This window comes from Rhizobium sp. CF080 (genome assembly GCF_000282095.2).
In the GTDB taxonomy this organism is placed as follows: domain Bacteria; phylum Pseudomonadota; class Alphaproteobacteria; order Rhizobiales; family Rhizobiaceae; genus Neorhizobium.
The window spans coordinates 406,121-425,747 of sequence record NZ_AKKC02000015.1 but is presented as its reverse complement, the minus strand read 5'-3'; the positions used below and the strand labels follow the sequence as shown (position 1 = coordinate 425,747).

The following is a 19,627-nucleotide window of genomic DNA, read 5'->3' as shown; positions in this document are numbered from 1 at the left end:
GACCGGCGAGTGAGGGTTTAAGCCCTCGGCAAACGCCTTCAACATATTGAAACGGTTTTCATTCGGGCAGTCGAATTGCCCGGACCCCTTGCATTGTCTTTGAGCCTTCGAGTGGGGATTTGATATGAACAGGATATTGTCCGCGGGTGCGGTTCTGGCGCTTGGGTGCTTTCTGACGGCAGGTCCGGGGCTTGCGGAGGACAGGCCGCTGATCTGGAAGCCGACCCGCAATTCCGATACCAGTTACTCCGTCAAGCTCGGCCTGAAGCTGCCGACCCGCCTTGAGACCGAGGCCGGCGTCTCCATGGGTGTCGACACGACGACGAGCGGCACGCCCGTCGATACGCCTATCAAGTTCTGGAGCAATTTCACGGCCGAAAAGATCCAGACGCCTGCCTATCAGCTGAACCGCGACATCGGTGTCGATGTCGATGGCAATACGGGCAGCGCCGAAATCACCATGAACTACTACGAAAAGGAGATCGCGACGCCGACGATCGACATCGAGAGGCGTAGCAGCTACGGCGTGCGTTATGACGGGACGTCTGGAGAATGGTGTGGTGTCGATGCGAGCCAGTCGGTTCGCGTGTTGCATGGCCCGAGCAGGACGGCGCTGGTCGGGCGGGCAAGCGGCAGCGACGGTTTCCGCACGCTCGGCGCAGGCGTCGCCGTCGAAAAGCAGCTCGGCCGGTCCATGACCGTCAGCGGCGCGCTCGACCGGACGTCGGATGGCCCCGCGCCGGTCGCGAGCGTCAACGCCCGTTATTCCTTCCGCTGGTGAAACGAAAAAGGGGTGCCGAAAGCGCCCCGTGACGTCGTGCCCGAAAAGCCTGGATCAGTGCAGGATCTGGCTGAGGAAGAGCCTGGTGCGCTCGTGCTGCGGGTTGTCGAAGAATTCCGCGGGTGAATTCTGCTCGACGATCTGGCCCTGGTCCATGAAAATCACCCGGTGGGCGACCTGGCGGGCGAAACCCATTTCGTGGGTGACGCAGAGCATGGTCATGCCTTCTTCCGCAAGGCTCACCATCGTATCCAGCACTTCCTTGACCATTTCCGGGTCGAGCGCCGAGGTCGGCTCGTCGAACAGCATGATCTTCGGCTTCATGCACAGCGAGCGGGCGATCGCCACGCGCTGCTGCTGGCCGCCGGAAAGCTGGCCCGGATACTTGTTGGCCTGTTCCGGGATCTTGACGCGGGCGAGATAGTGCATGGCGATCTCTTCCGCCTGCTTCTTCGGCATCTTGCGGACCCAGATCGGCGCGAGCGTGCAGTTCTCCAGGATGGTCAGGTGCGGGAAGAGGTTGAAGTGCTGGAACACCATGCCGACTTCGCGGCGCACTTCGTCGATCTTCTTCAGGTCGTTGGTGAGCTCGATGCCGTCGACGATGATGTTGCCGGCCTGATGTTCCTCGAGACGGTTGATGCAGCGGATCATCGTCGATTTGCCGGAACCGGACGGACCGGCGATGACGATGCGTTCGCCCTTCATCACCTTCAGGTTGATGTCGCGCAGCACATGGAAGTCGCCGTACCATTTGTTCATGCCGATGATTTCGACGGCAACGTCGGTGGCGGAGACGGTCATTTTCTTGGGTTGGGCGTCAGCCATATTTATCCCCTTTGTTATCGTTTGTAGCCGGTTACCGCTTGAGGCCGGTGTCGAGGTGCCGCTCCATGAAAGCGGAGTAGCGCGACATGCCGAAGCAGAATAGCCAGAAGATGAAGCCTGCGAAGACGAGGCCGGTGATCGGTGTGACGGGGCTGATCCAGGTCGTGTCGGTGAAGTTCAGCTGCACGATCCCGAGAAGGTCGAACATGCCGATGATCGACACCAGCGACGTGTCCTTGAACAGGCCGATGAAGGTGTTGACGATGCCTGGGATGACCAGTTTCAGCGCCTGCGGCATGATGATCAGCCGGATCTTCTGCCAGTAGCTGAGGCCGAGCGAATCGGCACCTTCGAACTGTCCTTTCGGGATGGCCTGCAAGCCGCCGCGAACGACCTCGGCCATGTAGGCGGAGGCAAAGATTGCTACGCCGACCAGTGCGCGCAGGAAGTTGTCGATCGTCCAGCCGGTCGGCAGGAAGAGCGGCAGCATGACGTTCGCCATGAACAGCACGGTGATCAGCGGCACGCCGCGGATGACCTCGATGAAGGTGACGCAGAGAATGCGGATTACCGGCATCGTCGACCGCCGTCCAAGCGCCAGCAGGATACCGACGGGGAGGGAGACGGCAATGCCGACGAAGGACAGGATCAGCGTCACCATCAGGCCGCCCCAGAGCGGGGTCTCGACCTTCTGAAGCCCGAACACGTTGCCATGCAGCAGGAAGAACGCGACGATCGGCAGGCCGACGAAGAGCAGCAGCGCATTCAGGCCCTTGCGCGGCATTTTGGGCATCAGGATCGGTACGAGCAGCGCGATGAACAGGATCGCCACCAGGATCGGCCGCCAGCGCTCGTCTATCGGATAACGTCCGAACATGAATTGCTGGAAACGGTCGCCGACAAAGGCCCAGCAGGCGCCGCTCCAGCCATTCGGCTGGATGCCACCCTGTACGGCGGTGGTGCAGAACGATCGGTCGGTCCCAAACCAGGCGGCCTGGATGAACAGCCAGTTGATCATGCCTGGCAGCGTCCAGACCAGGAGGGCGACGGCGAGGATGGTCAGCAGGGCATCTTTCGGCGTGGCCAGAAGATTGGTCCGCACCCAGCCCGAAGCACTCCTGGTGCTGAGGGGAGCGGGTGCGGGGCCGATCATCTCCTGGCGGATATAGGCAACGTTTTTCGTGTCCATGATCTTACCTCTCCACCAGGGCCATTTTGGCGTTGAACCAGTTCATGAACAGCGATGTCGTGATGCTGATGCTGAGATAGACGGCGAGCCAGATCGATACCACTTCGATCGCCTGTCCGGTCTGGTTCATCGTGGTGCCGCCGGTGGCGACCAGTTCCGGAAAGCCGACGGCGATGCCGAGCGACGAGTTTTTCGTGAGGTTGAGATACTGGCTGGTCAGTGGCGGGATGATGACGCGCATCGCCTGCGGCACCACGACGAGTCGGGTTGTGGTGCTGGGCTGTAATCCGAGTGCAGCCGCTGCCTCGCTTTGCCCCTTGGCCACGGCCCGAATGCCGGCGCGGATCGTCTCGGCGATGAACGAGGCGGTATAGAACGACAGGGCCAGATAGAGGGCCACGAATTCCGGTGCGATCACCGATCCGCCCGACAGGTTGAAGCGGCCCGCGATCGGAAAGTCGAACGTCAGCGGAGCGCCGGCGGCAAGGAAGGCGAGGATCGGCAAGCCGACGATCAGGCCGACCACCGTCCAGATCGTGTGGAACTGCTTGCCGGTGCGCATCTGCCGCTGTTTTGCCCAGCGTGCCACGACGAAAGCCGCGACGACGGCAATCAGCAGCGCAACGGGGATAACCCATGCGGCGTCACCCCAGACGGGCCTCGGGAAGGCGAGCCCGCGGTTGTTGAGCACCATGCCGAGCGGCAATTTCACAGAGTCCCGAACCTGCGGCAGGGACGAAAGGACGCCCTTGTACCAGAAAAAGATGATCAGCAGCACCGGGATGTTGCGGAACACTTCCACATAGACGGTGCAAAGCTTTGCGATCAGCCAGTTCTTCGAAAGACGGCCGATGCCGATGATGAAGCCGATGGTCGTGGCGGTGATGATGCCGAAAAACGCCACCAGGATCGTGTTGAGGAAACCGACGAGGATGGCGCGCCCGTAGGTCGAATCGCTCGTATAGTCGATGAGCGAAGCGCCGATGTCGAAACCGGCGCGGCCTTTGAGGAACTGGTATCCGGAAGCGGTACCGGAACGCGCAAGGTTTGCGACCGTATTGTCAAAGATCGACCAGCCGACGCCGACAACGATGACGAGCGTGAGCAACTGAAAAAAAATGCCCCGGATCTTGGGGTCGTAAACGTAAGCTCTGAGTGTTCGCCCTTCGGAAGGCGCAATTGCAGCGTGATCTGTCATGCTGGCCTTTTCCCCTGTGACCTCATTTTTGAGGTCTTTTTCTTTTTTATGCGTTTTTTGTTTTAGGCGGGGATAAGGCGGCATTGGCCGCCTTATCCCGTCTTGGTCTGGCCGATTAACGAACCGGCGGAGCGTACTGCAGGCCGCCCTTGGTCCAGAGCGCATTCAGGCCGCGCTGGATCTTGAGGGGGGTGTTCTGGCCGATGTTGCGCTCGAACACTTCGCCGTAGTTACCGACGGCCTTGATGATGTTGTAGGCCCAGTCGTTGGTCAGTCCGAGGTCGGTACCGATCTTGGTATCCTTCTCGACGCCGAGGAAGCGGCGGACGTCCGGGTTGGTGGACGACTTGCGGATGTCGTCGACATTGGCCTTGGTGATGCCGAATTCTTCAGCCTGCACCAGTGCGTAATGCGTCCACGAAACGATATCGAACCACTGGTCGTCGCCCTGGCGAACGGCCGGGCCGAGCGGTTCCTTGGAAATGATTTCCGGCAGAATGATGTGCTCGTCCGGGTTCGAAAGCGACAGGCGCAGCGAATAGAGGCCGGACTGGTCGGTGGTGTAAACGTCGCAACGGCCTTCCTGATAGGCCTGGTTCACCTCCGGCAGCTTTTCGTAGACGACCGGCTTGTATTCGAGCTTGTTGGCCTTGAAATAGTCGGCGAGGTTGAGCTCGGTGGTGGTACCGGACTGAACGCAGACGGCAGCGCCGGAGAGTTCCAGGGCCGACTTCACGTTGAGGCTCTTCGGCACCATGAAGCCCTGGCCGTCGTAATAGTTGACGGTGCGGAAGTTGAAGCCAAGCGCGGTGTCGCGGTTGATCGTCCAGGTCGTGTTGCGGAACAGGACGTCGCCTTCGCCCGACTGCAGCGCCGTAAAGCGGGTCTGCGAGGTGGTCGGCGTGTATTTCGTCTTCGTTGCGTCATTGAAAATGGCAGCAGCAACGGCTTTGCAGTAGTCAACGTCGAAACCGGACCAGTTGCCCGATGCATCCGGTGCGGCAAAGCCGGCGAGACCGGTGTTGACGACGCACTGAACGAAACCCTTGGACTTGACGGTATCCAGCGTGGCGGCGGATGCCGCTGATGCGAAGCCAAGGACCGCTGCGCCAATTGCGGCTGACAGAAGCGTCTTTTTCATTTTCCCAACCTTTATCTGTGGTTTTCTGTGATTTGGTGACACCGCACCGCTCCCCTGTTTTCTTTGAATACGGCCGGCTCCCGCGAACCTCCTGGTACGGGTGTCTGCTATCTCATTCGCAAAACAACTCAGGGTCAAGGGTCGGCTTTTCGAATTGCGTCCGAAATGAGGTAAATTCGTTAACTCGGCTGATTAAGTAGGCAAATACCTAAAATTTGAGCGGCTCCCGGTCGTTTGAATTGGCGTCTTTTCCACGAGTGTCTTGTCTTGGTGTATGTGGGAGCCACACACCTCCGCATTGGCGGCATAGGCGATGGCGGCGGTGGTGGAAACGGTCGTTGCGATAACAAGCGTTCTGACTTCATCATGGTACTTCCTTTTCCTCTCGAAGGATCTGTTCGCCGTGGAGCGGATGTGAACCGCCCAGGGCTTTTGCGTCCCGCATCAGCGATGGCGAGGCAAGAGACGGAGCGGGGCGAGAAAAAGTTTCAGAACGATCAAAAAAAGCAGAGAGAATCTCAAGTGGCTGATTTCGTTCGCATATATGGGTACTAGAGATTTTTCGCCGAGCGACGGCGACAAAGAGGTCTCGCCGGAGTGCCGCCGAAAGGTTCGGCGATCACCGCAAGGGTCCCCTTCTTCAACCAATGGCGAAGATCGGCGGGAGTTTTGACCACATCTTTTCCGGTTTGCGGCAAGGCGCCCCGTTGACCGGGACTTGTTCCAACGGCAAAACTTGGCGCTTCAATTGCCAATGAAAGCTCTCCCCGACATGAAAAAGACGAACGAGTCCCTGTTCACCGGCGCTGGACCCAACACGCGCCTTGCCCATATGGGCAACGATCCGTCCAGCTACCACGGCTTTGTCAACCCGCCGGTGGTGCACGCTTCGACCGTCTTGTTTCCCGATGCCGCGACGATGGAGAAGCGAGCTCAGAAATACACTTACGGAACGCGCGCCACGCCGACCACGGATGCGCTCTGCGCGGCATTCGACGAGCTGGAAGGCTCGGCTGGCACCATCCTCGTTCCGTCGGGGCTAGCAGCGATTTCGGTGCCGTTTCTCGCCTATCTCTCGGCTGGCGACCACGCTCTGATCGTCGATTCCGTCTACACGCCGTGCCGCAACTTCTGCAACACGATGCTGAAGCGCCTCGGCGTCTCGATCGAGTATTATGATCCAGAAATCGGTGCCGGTATCGAAGCCCTGATCAAGCCGAACACCAGGCTGATCCATACCGAAGCTCCGGGCTCAAACACCATGGAGATGCAGGATATCAGGGCGATCGCCGAGGTGGCCCACCGGCACGACTGCGTCGTCACCATGGACAATACCTGGGCGACGCCGCTTTATTTCCGGCCGCTCGATTTCGGTGTCGACGTCTCGATCCACGCGACGACGAAATATCCGTCCGGCCATTCGGACATCATCATGGGCTCCGTCTCGGCCAATGCCAAGCACTGGCACAAACTCGAAGAAGCCCGCATTGCGCTCGGCATCTGCGGCGCACCGGATGATTCCTACCAGATCCTGCGCGGCCTGCGCACCATGGGCGTGCGCCTCGAACACCATCAGAAGAGCGCGCTCGATATCGCCACATGGCTGGAGAGCCGCGACGACGTCGTCCGCGTCCTGCATCCGGCACTGCCGAGCTTTCCGGGCCATGCGATCTGGAAGCGCGACTTCAAGGGCGCCAGCGGCGTTTTCTCCTTCGTATTGGAGGCGGAGGGCGACAGGGCGAGGGCCAAGGCGCACGCTTTCCTCGATGCACTGTCCTTCTTCGGCCTCGGTTATTCCTGGGGCGGTTACGAAAGCCTCGCCGTGCCGGTCAACCTGTCCGACCGCACCATCCGCAAGGCGCCGCCGGAAGGTCCTGTCATCCGCCTCCAAATCGGGCTCGAAGACGTCGCCGACCTCAAGAAGGATCTGGAAGCCGGCTTTGCGGCTGCCGCCGAGGTCTGATCAGCTGGCCCTGAAGCCGTAGAGCCAGTCGAGATCCGCCGCGAGCGATTGCGGCGGACGCAGCGACAGGACGATATCCCGGCCGAGCCTGACCGGGCCGCGGGCATGATAGGCGAAGCGGTTGAACAGGCCGCGGGCGCGCACCTTGGCGACCCGCGCCGCACGTTCGCTTTCGAAATCCGTCAGCGCCTGCGCAAGGGGCAGGGGACCGGCTACCCGGTTTGCCAGCACGAACGCGTCCTCGATCGCCATCGATGCCCCCTGGGCGGCAAACGGCATCATCGCATGCGCCGCATCGCCGATCAGCACCATGTCGCGGCCGTTGTGCCAGCGCCCGGCACTCACCTGGTAAAGGGGCCAGAAGGTCGGCCGTTCGGCTCTTTCGATCAGTTGAGCGATGCGCCGGTCCCAGCGATGGAACTGGCCGAGCAGCATGCGCCGCTGCACATCGCTGGCTTGCGCATCCCACGTCTTGCCAGGACTGATGCCCGACGCGATCGCAACGATATTGAATCCGTCGATCTCCTTGAGCGGATAGGCGACGACATGGGTCGACGGCCCGAGAAAGGCAGTGACTTGGCCCGCCTCCAACCAGTCGGGCCTGGTGCCGCCGGGGATCATGAAGCGCCAGGCGACATTGCGCGAAAAATCCGGCTCCGGGCTGTCCGGGATGCCGGCGCGCAGATTGGACCAGACCCCGTCGGCGCCGATGATCAGGGGATAAGTTTTACCGGTGACCCTGGTCAGCGTCCCGTGCGGATCCTGCCGGACGGGCGTGTCGAGATGGATGCCGCAGAGCGGGTTCCGTTCGACGGCCGCAAGCAGCGCGTTTTGAAGCGTAGCGCGGTGGAGGACGCCGTAGGGTGCCCCCCAGCGCTCGCGGGCGAAACGCCCCGCTGGAACATGTGCAAGCGGCCTGAGCGACGTCCCGGAAACGAGCGCGATCCGTTCGGGCTCGGTCCAGACGGCTTCGAGCGCGGGCAGAACACCGAGTTCGGAAAGTACGCGCGACGCGTTCGGCGATACCTGCAGGCCGGCGCCGACCTCGATCAGAGCGGCCGCTTCCTCGAAAATGTCGCAGGCTATGCCGTGGCGGGCAAACGCGAGCGCGGCCGTCAGCCCGGCCATGCCGGCACCGATGATCGCTACTCTTTCGATGGACATGTCAGATGCCGATCAGGCGGCCTTGACGTGGAAGACGCAGCCCGGCGGGTCGGTCTGTTCGGCCTTCAGCGACGGATTGTAGCGGTAGAGGGTCGAGCAGTAGGAGCAGACCTTCTCGTTGTCATCGCCCATGTCGATGAAGATATGCGGATGGTCGAAGGGAACCGAAGCGCCGGTGCACATGAATTCCTTGACGCCGATCTGGATCAAGCGATGTCCGCCGTCGTTCTGGAAATGGGGAATGCTGTGCCCGGCCATGCTGGTCTCCGATACTGAAATGCGGCGCGTCTGATTTGCGCCGGACATTACCCGCCCGCTTGGCGATTGTGTAGTGGGAAAACCGCCGCAGTCATGCGGATTTCCTATTGTTCACGGGTTCAAACGTCGCGGCAGATCCCTTATGTTCCCGCCGTCAATAAGGACTGCCCCGATGAATCTCAATGCGCCCGCCTTCTCCAAATTTTCCCATGATGGTCTCGATCTTGCCTATTTCGACGAAGGCGATCCGTCCGGCGATCCGGTGCTGCTCATCCACGGTTTTGCGTCGAGCGCGCTGGTCAACTGGGTGCATCCGGGCTGGCTGAAGACGCTGGGCGACGCCGGTTACCGGGTGATCGCCATGGACAATCGCGGCCATGGGGCAAGCGACAAGCCGCTGGATCCGGAAGCCTATCGGCCATGGGTGATGGCCGAGGATTCGATGGCGCTCCTCGACCACCTGAGGATCCCGGAAGCGCATGTCTTCGGATATTCGATGGGCGCCCGCATCTCGGTCTTTTCCGCGCTCGCTCATCCGCACCGGGTCCGCTCGCTGGTGCTCGGCGGCCTCGGCATCGGCATGACCGACGGGGTAGGGGATTGGGACCCGATCGCCGACGCCTTGCTCGCCCCTTCGCTCGACGACGTCAGCCATGCCCGCGGCCGTATGTTCCGCGCGTTTGCCGACCAGACGAAGAGTGACAGGCACGCTTTGGCGGCGTGTATCCGCGGTTCGCGGGACCTTGTCAGTCGTGCCGACATGGGGCGTATCGATGCGCCGACGCTGATCGGCGTCGGAACCAAGGACGACATCGCCGGCTCCCCGCAGGAACTCGCCGCCTTGATGCCGCATGCGATTGCCCTCGATATCCCCGGCCGCGACCACATGCTCGCCGTCGGCGACCGGGTGTTCAAGAAGGCGGTTCTGGAGTTCTACGCCGAACTCTCCGCAAGACCGTAGGTTCTTTCATTCTTACGATCAACGGAATGCGATTTTCCGGGCATTGGTCTTGGCGTAAACTTATTCTATATACTGCCGTAGGAAGCTCTGCCTTACGGCAAACGAGGAGACGGCGATGGCCGCAAGAACTGAAATCCGCCAGGAGCCGCTCGCGACTGTGGATCCCATCTGGGATACGTTGCGACAGGAAGCGCGCGCGGCCACCGAGCAGGATCCGCTGCTCGCCGCATTTCTCTATTCTGCCGTCCTGAACCATCGCTCGCTCGAGGAATGCGTCGTACACCGCATCTGCGAACGCCTCGCCCATGCAGACGTGCCGGACGTCCTTCTGCGCCAGACCTTCATGGAAATGCTGGCCGACTGGCCGGAATGGGGCGCCATCATGCGCGTTGACATTCAGGCCGTCTACGACCGCGATCCAGCCTGCCTGCGTTTCCTGGAGCCGGTCCTCTATTTCAAGGGCTTTCACGCGATCCAGACGCACCGGCTGGCGCATTGGCTGTTCAACCGCGGCCGCCGCGATTTCGCGCTCTATCTGCAGAGCCGCTCCTCCAGCGTCTTTCAGACGGACATCAATCCGGCGGCCCGCATCGGCAAGGGCATCTTCCTCGATCACGCCACCGGCCTCGTGGTCGGCGAAACGGCTGTCATCGGCGACAATGTCTCGATCCTGCATGGCGTGACGCTCGGCGGCACCGGCAAGGAAGGCGCCGACCGCCATCCGAAGATCGCCAACGGCGTCCTCATCGGTGCCGGAGCGAAGATTCTCGGTAATATCGAGGTCGGATCGTGCTCGCGCGTTGCCGCGGGCTCGGTGGTCCTGAAGGCCGTTCCGCCGAAGTCGACCGTCGCCGGCGTGCCGGCGAAAGTCGTCGGGAGCGCAGGGTGTTCGGAGCCGTCGCGATTGATGGATCAGCTTCTCAGCGCCGACGATTGAGTCGTCGCCATCGCCTGCCATTCGCTCGACATCCGGGTGCACGGACTGTCGGACCCGATGAACATCGGGGAACTGCGGCGAAGGCTATTCTGGCGACTTTACTTTCGCCTTTGTCCCATGCCAAAAGCGCCGCACTTAGAACCGCTGACGGAGAAAAACGTGAAACCGGACGAAATCAAGAAGCTCGACGCCTATTTCAAGCGCGTGATCAATCCGCAGGCGATCGTCAAGGCGCGTCCGCGCAAGGACGACTCGGCCGAAGTTTACCTCGGAGACGAATTTCTCGGCGTCGTCTATATCGATGACGAGGATGGCGACCGCTCTTACAATTTTTCCATGGCGATCCTGGAGGTCGATCTCTGATCGAACCGGCCGCGACACCTCAAGGCGGGCTCACAAGCCCGCCTTTTGATTCGTGCAGGGGCACTGCCAGGTGTAAAGAAAGTGGCTGCGGCGTTTTTGCGCGGTTGGTTGCGATCCGCTGATATATCTTCGCAAAATCAGAAGCCTGAATCCATCTATGCATTTGCATGAATCCTGTTGCAACCAAAGGTGATTTTGCGTCGCACAAATCAGCCTTGACTTTTATCGGCATGCCGCTTTCTATCAGCGTATCCGAATAGAACAAAGGGACAGGCGATGTTCAATTTCGATGAGGCCAACAAGAAGAGCAAGGAAGCGATGGAAGGAATGCTGAAGAGCTATTCCGAGGTCGCCAAGGGTTTCCAGGCGATCGCGACCGAAGCGACCGACTATTCCAAGAAGTCCTTTCAGGACATGGCGGGTTTCGTGGAAGCGCTTGCCTCCACCCGCAGTGTCGAGGCGGTTTTCGAACTCCAGACCAAGTACGTCAAATCGGCTTATGAAGGCTTCATTGCCGAGTCGACCAAGATCACCGACATGTATGCCGATCTCGCCAAGACGGCCTACAAGCCATACGAAGCGCCGGTCGCCAAGTCGACCGCCGTGGTGACCGCAAACGCCGCGTAACGCGCATAGCGGCCCCTCCAAGCGACGCCTTCACCATAGAAGGCCGGCGGCGTTCCACGCTGCCGGCCTTTTTGATTCATGCCAATGCGGAAATTCCCGATTTTCGGCATGTTCCATGATCTCTTTAGCGGAATAGTGATTGCGTGGGCGCAAAGGGGGCTTAAAATCCGCATTCAATGAACTAAGTTAGGAAGACTGAAGTCCGGCCGTTCGGCCATTCGGACGAACCCGCCGGATGACTGGGGAATGAATGAAGATGATCGCACTGCCGATCTTGATGCAAGCTGAAAAGGGTGGCGACGGAGACAACGCAAATCGCGGTACCTCGGTCATCACCCGCACGAAGCCAAAAACCAAGAAGCCAAATCTCTACCGCGTACTGCTGCTGAATGACGATTATACGCCCATGGAGTTCGTCATCCACATTCTGGAGCGTTTCTTTCAGAAGGACAGGGAAGCGGCAACGCGTATCATGCTCCATGTCCACAATCACGGCGTGGGAGAATGCGGAATATTTACATACGAAGTAGCGGAAACCAAAGTGTCCCAGGTCATGGACTTCGCCCGGCAACACCAGCATCCGCTGCAATGTGTCATGGAAAAGAAGTGAGGAACCCGACGTGCCAACATTTTCGCCTAGTCTAGAAAAGGCGCTGCATCAGGCACTGACCTTTGCCAACGAGCGGCATCACGAATATGCCACGCTCGAGCACCTGCTTTTGGCGTTGATCGACGATGCCGACGCAGCCGCGGTCATGGGAGCTTGTAACGTCAATTTGGAAACACTGCGCAAGACCGTCACCGACTATGTCGATAACGAACTTGCCAACCTGATCACTGGTTATGACGAGGACTCCAAGCCGACCTCCGGCTTCCAGCGCGTCATCCAGCGCGCCGTCATCCACGTCCAGTCCTCCGGCCGCGAGGAAGTGACCGGCGCCAACGTTCTCGTCGCGATCTTCGCGGAACGGGAAAGCCATGCGGCCTTCTTCCTGCAGGAGCAGGAAATGACCCGCTATGACGCGGTCAACTACATTTCTCACGGCATCGGCAAGCGCGCGGGCTCCTCCCAGACCCGCACCCCGCGCGGCGCCGACGACAACGAGCAGGAAGCCAAGCCCTCTTCCCGCGACCAGGAAGAAGGCTCCGCCAAGAAGCCGCAGGACGCCCTCAAGGCCTATTGCGTCAACCTGAACGAAAAGGCCCGCGACGGCCGGATCGACCCGCTGATCGGCCGCCATGCCGAAGTCAACCGCACGATCCAGGTCCTGTGCCGCCGCTCCAAGAACAACCCGCTCTATGTGGGGGATCCGGGTGTCGGCAAGACGGCGATCGCCGAAGGGCTGGCCAAGCGGATCATCGAAGGCAAGGTGCCGGAAGCGCTCGCCGACGCCACCATCTTCTCGCTCGACATGGGCACGCTGCTCGCCGGCACCCGTTATCGCGGCGACTTCGAGGAGCGCCTTAAGCAGGTGGTCAAGGAACTCGAAGAGTATCCGGGTGCGGTCCTGTTCATCGACGAGATTCACACGGTCATCGGCGCCGGCGCCACCTCCGGCGGTGCGATGGATGCCTCGAACCTGTTGAAGCCGGCTCTGTCTTCGGGCGCGATCCGCTGCATCGGTTCGACCACCTACAAGGAATATCGCCAGTTCTTCGAAAAGGACCGGGCTCTGGTTCGCCGCTTCCAGAAGATCGACGTCAACGAACCGTCGATCGAGGATGCGATCGAGATCATGAAGGGCCTGAAGCCTTATTTCGAGGACTATCACAAGCTGCGTTACACCAACGAGGCGATCAAGTCGGCCGTCGAACTGTCGGCCCGCTACATCTCCGACCGCAAGCTTCCGGACAAGGCGATCGACGTGATCGACGAGACCGGTGCGGCCCAGATGCTGCTGCCGGCCTCCAAGCGCCGCAAGCTGATCACCGAGAAGGAGATCGAAGCGACGATCGCCACCATGGCGCGGATTCCGGCAAAGACCGTCTCCAAGGATGACGAGATGGTTCTCGCCAACCTGGAAAAGGAACTGCGTTCGGTCGTCTACGGCCAGGATGTTGCGATCGAAGCGCTGTCGACGGCGATCAAGCTTGCTCGTGCCGGCCTTCGCGAACCGAACAAGCCGATCGGCTCCTACGTGTTCTCCGGCCCGACCGGCGTCGGCAAGACGGAAGTGGCCAAGCAGCTTGCCGCCTCGCTCGGCGTCGAGATACTGCGCTTCGACATGTCGGAATACATGGAGCGCCACACGGTCTCGCGGCTGCTGGGTGCACCTCCCGGCTATGTCGGCTTCGACCAGGGTGGTCTTCTGACCGACGGCGTCGATCAGCATCCCCACTGCGTGGTCCTGCTCGACGAAATCGAGAAGGCGCATCCGGATATCTACAATATCCTGCTGCAGGTCATGGACCACGGTTCGCTGACCGACCACAACGGCAAGAAGATCGACTTCCGTAACGTCATCCTGATCATGACGACCAATGCGGGCGCTTCCGAAATGGCCAAGGCCGCTATCGGCTTCGGTTCGTCCAAGCGCACCGGCGAAGACGAAGAGGCCATCAACCGTCTTTTCACGCCGGAATTCCGCAACCGCCTCGATGCGATCATCCCGTTCGCACCGCTGCCGACGGACGTCATCCATCAGGTCGTCCAGAAGTTCGTCATGCAGCTCGAGACGCAGCTCTCGGAACGCAACGTCACCTTCGACCTCCACCAGGATGCAATCGCCTGGCTGGCGGAAAAGGGTTACGACGAGAAGATGGGTGCCCGCCCGCTCTCGCGCGTTATCCAGGAATACATCAAGAAGCCGCTCGCCAACGAGATCCTGTTCGGCAAGCTGCGCAAGGGTGGCGTGGTTCGTGTCACCGTCGGCAAGGGCGAGGACGGCAAGGACAAGCTCATCCTCGACTCGATCCCCGAAACGACGCCCGTGAAGCCGAAGCCGGAGGCCGAGGTCGAAGAGGCGGCCGAGGAAGCCGGAGCCAAGGTCATCAAGTCCAAGGCGCCGAAGAAGTCGGCGCCGAAGGACAAGGACGGCGGTCACACGCGAGCTCGCGCCATGGTCGATGCGGACGTGGTCGCGTCGGACGACGCGCCCAAGACGCCGCCGCGCAAGGGCACCACGGTGCCGCGCGTGCCGAAGAGCAAATAAGACTTTCGGATGGAACTCTTGCGATGCCGGGCTTGTCCCGGCATCGTCGTTTTTGACGACTCGCCTTCTTTTGCTCATCCGGAATATCGATGTCCCCAGTCAGTGACGACCGCAGCGCCCTATCCTGGTTCTTCACCGGCATGCGTGGCCTCCTGTCGCTGCCGGCGCTCATCCTGCTCACCTCGATCGTCGGTTTCAGCGCGTTTGCGCTGGAATCAGGCCTGACGCGCGCAGAGGCCGTGTTCATGTCCTTTGCGATCTGGGCGCTGCCGGCGCAGGTCATTCTGGTCGGCACGATGGCGAGCGGCGCCAACATCGCGGCCTGTTTCCTGGCGGTGACGCTCTCCTCGATCCGGATGACGCCGATGGTCGCCTCGGTCATCCCGGAGATGCGCACAAGGCGCACACCGATCTGGCTGCTGCTGATCCTGTCGCATTTCATCGCCATCACGTCCTGGGTCTTCGCGATCACCACGCTTCGCAACGTGCCGCGCGAGCACCGGGCGATCTATTTCGCCGGTTTCGGCGTGACGCTGACCCTGACCGGCACGCTGGTGGTCGCGGTCTTCTACGATATCGTCTCGGCCTTTCCGCCGGCCGTCGCGGGCGTGCTCTTCTTTCTGACGCCGGTTTATTTCAACGCCTCGATCTGGGCGAGCGCGCGCCAGCCGGTGGTCAAGATCGCCTTCGTCATGGGCGTGATCCTGGGACCGACACTGGCGTTGATCACGCCGAAATTCGACGTGCTGTGCGCCGGCCTCGGCGGCGGCACAGTGGCCTATCTGATCGACAGGGCGCGTCGGAAGAGGAAGCGCATGGGACAGGGGGCCAAGCGATGATCGCCGAATACTGGACCTTTATCGTCATCGCGGTCGCCGGCTTTCTGGCGACGGACATCTGGCGCTGGCTGGGCGTCTTCACCGGCAATCGCCTCGACGAGGATTCCGAGGCGCTTTACTGGGTGAGGGCGGTTGCGACCGCGCTGGTCATGGCGGTCACCGCAAAACTGATCGTCTTCCCCAACGGCACGCTCGCCGGCTCGCCGCTCTGGCTGAGGCTGGGAGCGGCCGGCATCGGTTTTGCCGTCTTCCTGGCGACCGGCCGCAAGGTCTGGATCGGGGTTGCGGTGCCAATGGCGCTCCTTGTCACCGGCCTCTGGTGGGTCGGCTTTTAGAAAGCTCAGTTGCCCAATTCGCCGATGATCTTTTCGGCGTTTGCCGCAAGCACCTCGTTGTTTTCCATCTGGCCCGAATGAGGCTTAAGAGCCTGTCCCTCGTAGCGCGGGATGACGTGGAAATGCAGATGGTAGACGGTCTGGCCGGAGGCCGGCTCGTTGAACTGGATCACGGTAATGCCATCCGCCTCGAAGGCGTCCTTGGCGGCCCTGGCAAGCTTCTGCACTACCGGGATGACCTTCGAAAGCACAGCCGGATCGGCATCGAGAATGTTGCGCGACGGTACTTTCGGGATTACCAGCAGGTGACCGGGCGATTGCGGCATGACATCCATGAAGGCAAGCGTATCGGCATCCTCGTAGACCCGATGGCACGGAATCTCGCCACGCAGGATTTTTCCGAAGATGTTGTTGCTGTCGTAAGCCTGGTCGCTCATCGTGATGTCCTCTCCTTGTCGTCCGGTCGTCTTCTAAAGACCTAGTCCTGTTCCTGCTGGCGCTCGCCCTTGCGGAAAGGGCTGTGCTCGGCAAGATATTCCGTCATCTGCTCCACGTCTTCGCGTTCGTGTTCCAGATAGTCGGCGATCGCGCGTCGAAGGCCCGCATGGGCGATATAGTGCATCGAATGGGTGGTGACAGGCAGGTAGCCGCGCGCCAGCTTGTGTTCCCCTTGCGCGCCCGCTTCGACACGCTTCAAGCCCTTGGCAAGTGCGAAATCGATCGCCTGGTGATAGCAGACCTCGAAATGCAGGAAGGGGTGGTCCTCGATACAGCCCCAGTGCCGGCCGTAGAGCGCATCCCCGCCGATGAAGTTGATCGCGCCCGCGACATATTTGCCCTCGCGCTTCGCCATCACCAGCAGGATATCGTCGGCCATCCGCTCGCCGATCAGCGAATAGAATTTTCGGGTGAGGTAAGGCCGGCCCCATTTTCGGCCGCCGGTGTCCATGTAGAATTCGAAGAACTGGTCCCAGATATCTTCGGTCAGGTCCTTGCCAGTCAGCCAGTCGATGCTGATGCCGTTTTCGAGCGCCGCGCGGCGTTCCTTCTTCAGCGCCTTGCGCTTGCGCGAGGCGAGCGTTTCGAGAAAGGCATCGTGGTTCTCGTAACCCTCGTTGATGAAATGGAATTGCTTGTCGGTCCGGTGCAGGTAGTCGGCCTCTTCGAAGGCGGCGGTCTGGTCTTCCGTAATGAAGGTCACATGCGCCGACGAGATGCCGAGCTGACGTGTCACCTCCTGGAGACCCGCGGCCAGCGTCAGCTCCGTCGTATCCTTGTCGTAGCCGTCGGACACGAGAAGCCTCGGACCGCTTGCCGGCGTAAACGGCACGGTGCATTGCAGTTTCGGGTAATAACGCCCGCCGGCCCGCTCGAAAGCGTCGGCCCAGCCGTGGTCGAAGACGTATTCCCCCTGGCTATGGCTCTTCAGATAACCGGGGACCGCGCCGATCAGCGTGCCCTTGTCGTCTTCGAGAAGAAGATGATGGCCGAGCCAGCCGGTCTTGGCGGTGGCGGAGCCCGATTCTTCCAGTGCCGAAAGAAAGGCGTGCGACAGAAACGGATTGTAGGGCGTTTCCGAGGAGGAGGATTTGGAGGTGCCCGAAAGGCGCGTCCAGCTTGTCTCGCTGATCGCGCAGAAGGACTTTTCGATGCGGATGGTAAGATTACCGGTCATACGCTGCTTTACAGGGAGGGGGAGGTTGCCTCCCGCGGATCAAAACCTTCGAATGTCATCTGGTCGGCATATTTATAGGTATGTTCGCGGCCGTTTGCATCCCTCACGGTCCAGGTAATGACCGGAATTCCGGCCGCTCTCTGAGCTGTGATGAACGTGTTCGGCAGGTGGGGATAGTGATAGGAAATGAAGTCGAGGCCAAGTTGCATGGCCTCGTCATGCTCGAAGAATTCCTCGGGCTTGTCGCCCATGGCCGTCAGGCCGAGCGGGTAGGGCGAACCGGCTGTCTTCAGGTCACGCAGGATGTGATAGTCGAAGCTCATCAGCGCCACCTTGCCCTGATAGCCTTCGAGAACCTCCAGCACCGCCTCGGCGAACCCGTCATCGTCGCCATCGCCCTCGCGCCCCTTGATCTCGATGACGAGGGGCACCTTGCCGGCGACGAGCGCAAGCATCTGCTTCAAGGTCGGTATCTTGTCTTTCGTCTGACCAACCGACAGCATGCCGAGTTCCGCGGAGGTCTTCTCGCGGATGTCGCCCTTGATGCCGCAGAGCCGTTCGAGATCATGGTCGTGGAAGATCACCGGCACGCTGTCGGCGGCAAGCTGCACGTCGCATTCGATCGCAAAACCGGCTTCGACCGCGCGGGAAAACGCCGACAGCGTGTTTTCCCAGACTTGCTGGTTCATGTCGTGATAGCCGCGATGGGCGACGGGAAGGTCCTTGATCCAGGTGGCGTCGGTCATGCTTCGATCTCGATGATGGCTTCGATTTCCACGGAAGCGTTGAGTGGTAGCGCCGCCATGCCGACGGCGGCGCGCGCATGCTTGCCGGCCTCGCCGAGAACGTTGGCGATCAGGTTCGATGCGCCGTTGGTGACGATATGCTGTTCGGCAAAGCCGGGTGCCGAGGCGACGAAGCTCGAAAGCTTGACCACCCGCTTGATCCGGCCGAGATCGCCACCCAACGCAGCTTTTGCCTGGGCGAGGATATTGATGGCGCAGAGCTCGGCCGCGCGGCTCGCCGCCTGCACGTCGACATCCGCGCCGACAAGGCCCGTGACCGCCACTTTGCCGTTCTCGTTCGGCAACTGGCCGGAGATGAACAGCAGGTTGCCGGTGATCACATAGGGCAGGTAATTGGCGGCGGGTGCGGCCGCGACGGGGAGGACGATCCCCAGTTCCTTCAGGCGGCCTTCGATGGCTTCGGTCATTTTCGACTCCCGTTTTGTTGTAAATTCTTCAAAAATCCTGCATCAAGGCCTTAGCTTGGTCAGATGGCGTTCTTATAACATCCCCAACTGAGTCCAACAGGAGAATGTGAATGTTGCGAATGAGCCTCGGGGTGATCCTTGCCGGCGGTCTGAGCCTTGCGGCTACCACCTCCGCGGACGCGAATACCGACGGTGCCGCCCGGCTGCTCGTCCCGCATCGCGCCATTTACGACCTGAAGCTCAAGAAAGCCTCGGAACGTTCCGGCATCGAAGGCATGTTCGGCCGCATGGTCTATGAGTTCAGCGGCTCGGTCTGCACCGGCTTTTCCACCAATTTCCGGCTGGTCACCAAGATCGATACGGGCGAGGAGACGCGCCTCAGCGACCAGCAGACCACGACCTTCGAGGACATGGCCGCAAACCAGTTTCATTTCGAGACCAAGTCCTTCACCGACGAGCAGCTCGACAAGCAGCTGAGCGGCGATGCCTCGGTCGCCGACAAGGGCGTCAAGGTGGAAATCACCCAGCCCGACGGCCGCGAAATCGACCTGCCGGCGAGCGATTTCCCGACCAACCACATGCTTGACGTCATAGAGAATGCCAAGCAGGGCAAGAACTTCTTCGAGGCGCGCGTTTTCGACGGTTCGGAGAACGGCGACCAGGCGCTCCTGACCACGACGGTGATCGGAAAGTCGCAGACGGCGCAGAAGGATGACGTCGACGCCGACAAGGCGGGCGAGTTTGCAAAAACACCCTATTGGCCGGTGACGATCGCCTATTTCAACGAGAATGCGGCGGGCGACCCGACCCCGGTCTACAACATGTCGTTCAAGCTCTACGAAAACGGCATCACCCGCGATCTCACCATGGACTACGGTGACTTCGTGCTGTCCGGGAGCCTGGTCAAGCTGGAGTTGTTGAAGCCGCAGCAGGACGTGTGCCCGCCAGCCCCGGCGAAGTGATCCGAGGTTCTCGGCGGGGCAACCCGTCCGCAAGTCCACAC

Annotated in this window: 22 protein-coding genes; 11 read left to right on the top strand and 11 right to left on the bottom strand. The window is 60.8% G+C overall.

Features of this window, described 5'->3' with window-relative positions; all coding sequences use genetic code 11:
• Positions 1 to 124 precede the first annotated feature (124 nt).
• Entirely contained in the window at positions 125 to 781 is a 657-nt protein-coding gene (locus PMI07_RS29040) for a hypothetical protein (RefSeq protein ID WP_007763124.1), read from the top strand.
• A gap of 54 nt (positions 782 to 835) precedes the next feature.
• On the opposite strand, the gene PMI07_RS29035 is transcribed toward PMI07_RS29040, so the two are convergent.
• The 4 genes from PMI07_RS29035 to PMI07_RS29020 form a co-directional block, all read right to left on the bottom strand.
• Positions 836 to 1,609: an amino acid ABC transporter ATP-binding protein gene (locus PMI07_RS29035; protein WP_007763130.1), complete on the bottom strand. Its 774-nt coding sequence runs from the start codon at positions 1,607 to 1,609 to the stop codon at positions 836 to 838.
• A gap of 31 nt (positions 1,610 to 1,640) precedes the next feature.
• The gene (locus PMI07_RS29030) at positions 1,641 to 2,762 is read right to left on the bottom strand and encodes an amino acid ABC transporter permease (RefSeq protein WP_245277255.1); all 1,122 of its coding nucleotides are present in this window, start codon (positions 2,760 to 2,762) and stop codon (positions 1,641 to 1,643) included.
• Positions 2,763 to 2,802: 40 nt separating this feature from the next.
• Positions 2,803 to 3,996: an amino acid ABC transporter permease gene (locus tag PMI07_RS29025; protein WP_037088583.1), complete on the bottom strand. Its 1,194-nt coding sequence runs from the start codon at positions 3,994 to 3,996 to the stop codon at positions 2,803 to 2,805.
• Between the two features lie 115 nt (positions 3,997 to 4,111).
• Complete coding sequence (locus tag PMI07_RS29020; protein WP_007763138.1) at positions 4,112 to 5,137, bottom strand: amino acid ABC transporter substrate-binding protein; 1,026 nt, start codon at positions 5,135 to 5,137, stop codon at positions 4,112 to 4,114.
• Positions 5,138 to 5,909: 772 nt separating this feature from the next.
• Here PMI07_RS29020 and PMI07_RS29015 point away from each other — a divergent pair.
• Positions 5,910 to 7,100: a cystathionine beta-lyase gene (locus PMI07_RS29015; RefSeq protein ID WP_037088581.1), complete on the top strand. Its 1,191-nt coding sequence runs from the start codon at positions 5,910 to 5,912 to the stop codon at positions 7,098 to 7,100.
• Here PMI07_RS29015 and PMI07_RS29010 read toward each other — a convergent pair whose 3' ends face one another.
• Positions 7,101 to 8,264: an FAD-dependent monooxygenase gene (locus tag PMI07_RS29010; RefSeq protein WP_024164262.1), complete on the bottom strand. Its 1,164-nt coding sequence runs from the start codon at positions 8,262 to 8,264 to the stop codon at positions 7,101 to 7,103.
• A 12-nt stretch (positions 8,265 to 8,276) separates the two neighbouring features.
• Positions 8,277 to 8,522, bottom strand: a complete 246-nt coding sequence (locus tag PMI07_RS29005; RefSeq protein WP_007758304.1) for a zinc-finger domain-containing protein — start codon at positions 8,520 to 8,522, stop codon at positions 8,277 to 8,279.
• A 172-nt stretch (positions 8,523 to 8,694) separates the two neighbouring features.
• Between PMI07_RS29005 and PMI07_RS29000 the strand changes: the two genes are divergently transcribed.
• From PMI07_RS29000 to PMI07_RS28990, 3 genes are all read left to right on the top strand, one after another.
• Positions 8,695 to 9,483 carry an alpha/beta hydrolase gene (locus PMI07_RS29000; protein WP_007758306.1) on the top strand — a complete coding sequence of 263 codons (789 nt, stop codon included), beginning with the start codon at positions 8,695 to 8,697 and terminating at the stop codon, positions 9,481 to 9,483.
• A gap of 115 nt (positions 9,484 to 9,598) precedes the next feature.
• Entirely contained in the window at positions 9,599 to 10,420 is an 822-nt protein-coding gene (gene cysE, locus PMI07_RS28995) for a serine O-acetyltransferase (protein WP_007758310.1), read from the top strand.
• Between the two features lie 159 nt (positions 10,421 to 10,579).
• Positions 10,580 to 10,783, top strand: a complete 204-nt coding sequence (locus PMI07_RS28990; RefSeq protein WP_037088580.1) for a DUF3126 family protein — start codon at positions 10,580 to 10,582, stop codon at positions 10,781 to 10,783.
• A 19-nt stretch (positions 10,784 to 10,802) separates the two neighbouring features.
• Here the strand turns inward: PMI07_RS28990 and PMI07_RS35160 are convergent, their stop codons facing one another.
• Positions 10,803 to 11,015, bottom strand: a complete 213-nt coding sequence (locus tag PMI07_RS35160; RefSeq protein ID WP_155956672.1) for a hypothetical protein — start codon at positions 11,013 to 11,015, stop codon at positions 10,803 to 10,805.
• Between the two features lie 44 nt (positions 11,016 to 11,059).
• Here PMI07_RS35160 and PMI07_RS28985 point away from each other — a divergent pair, with 44 nt between their 5' ends.
• The 5 genes from PMI07_RS28985 (at position 11,060) to PMI07_RS28965 (ending at position 15,736) form a co-directional block, all read left to right on the top strand.
• The gene (locus PMI07_RS28985) at positions 11,060 to 11,410 is read left to right on the top strand and encodes a phasin family protein (protein ID WP_007758322.1); all 351 of its coding nucleotides are present in this window, start codon (positions 11,060 to 11,062) and stop codon (positions 11,408 to 11,410) included.
• Positions 11,411 to 11,660: 250 nt separating this feature from the next.
• On the top strand, positions 11,661 to 12,020 hold the full coding sequence (gene clpS, locus PMI07_RS28980; RefSeq protein ID WP_105401240.1) for an ATP-dependent Clp protease adapter ClpS: 360 nt from the start codon (positions 11,661 to 11,663) through the stop codon (positions 12,018 to 12,020).
• 10 nt (positions 12,021 to 12,030) lie between these two features.
• Positions 12,031 to 14,562, top strand: a complete 2,532-nt coding sequence (gene clpA / locus PMI07_RS28975; protein WP_007758329.1) for an ATP-dependent Clp protease ATP-binding subunit ClpA — start codon at positions 12,031 to 12,033, stop codon at positions 14,560 to 14,562.
• Between the two features lie 89 nt (positions 14,563 to 14,651).
• Positions 14,652 to 15,401, top strand: a complete 750-nt coding sequence (locus PMI07_RS28970; RefSeq protein WP_007758331.1) for an AzlC family ABC transporter permease — start codon at positions 14,652 to 14,654, stop codon at positions 15,399 to 15,401.
• Positions 15,398 to 15,736, top strand: coding sequence for an AzlD domain-containing protein (locus PMI07_RS28965; RefSeq protein WP_007758335.1), 339 nt, complete (start codon positions 15,398 to 15,400; stop codon positions 15,734 to 15,736). Before PMI07_RS28970 ends, PMI07_RS28965 begins: the two co-directional genes overlap by 4 nt.
• Positions 15,737 to 15,741: 5 nt before the next feature.
• Here PMI07_RS28965 and PMI07_RS28960 read toward each other — a convergent pair whose 3' ends face one another.
• From PMI07_RS28960 to PMI07_RS28945, 4 genes are read right to left on the bottom strand one after another with little or no spacing between them, the layout of a single operon-like run.
• Complete coding sequence (locus PMI07_RS28960; protein WP_007758336.1) at positions 15,742 to 16,173, bottom strand: HIT family protein; 432 nt, start codon at positions 16,171 to 16,173, stop codon at positions 15,742 to 15,744.
• Between the two features lie 41 nt (positions 16,174 to 16,214).
• On the bottom strand, positions 16,215 to 17,411 hold the full coding sequence (locus tag PMI07_RS28955) for a GNAT family N-acetyltransferase (RefSeq protein WP_007758337.1): 1,197 nt from the start codon (positions 17,409 to 17,411) through the stop codon (positions 16,215 to 16,217).
• An 8-nt stretch (positions 17,412 to 17,419) separates the two neighbouring features.
• Complete coding sequence (locus PMI07_RS28950) at positions 17,420 to 18,157, bottom strand: glycerophosphodiester phosphodiesterase (protein ID WP_007758338.1); 738 nt, start codon at positions 18,155 to 18,157, stop codon at positions 17,420 to 17,422.
• The gene (locus PMI07_RS28945; protein ID WP_007758339.1) at positions 18,154 to 18,624 is read right to left on the bottom strand and encodes a RidA family protein; all 471 of its coding nucleotides are present in this window, start codon (positions 18,622 to 18,624) and stop codon (positions 18,154 to 18,156) included. Before PMI07_RS28945 ends, PMI07_RS28950 begins: the two co-directional genes overlap by 4 nt.
• Positions 18,625 to 18,734: 110 nt before the next feature.
• Here PMI07_RS28945 and PMI07_RS28940 point away from each other — a divergent pair, with 110 nt between their 5' ends.
• Positions 18,735 to 19,586 carry a cell envelope integrity EipB family protein gene (locus PMI07_RS28940; protein WP_007758340.1) on the top strand — a complete coding sequence of 284 codons (852 nt, stop codon included), beginning with the start codon at positions 18,735 to 18,737 and terminating at the stop codon, positions 19,584 to 19,586.
• The last annotated feature ends 41 nt before the right edge of the window (positions 19,587 to 19,627 follow it).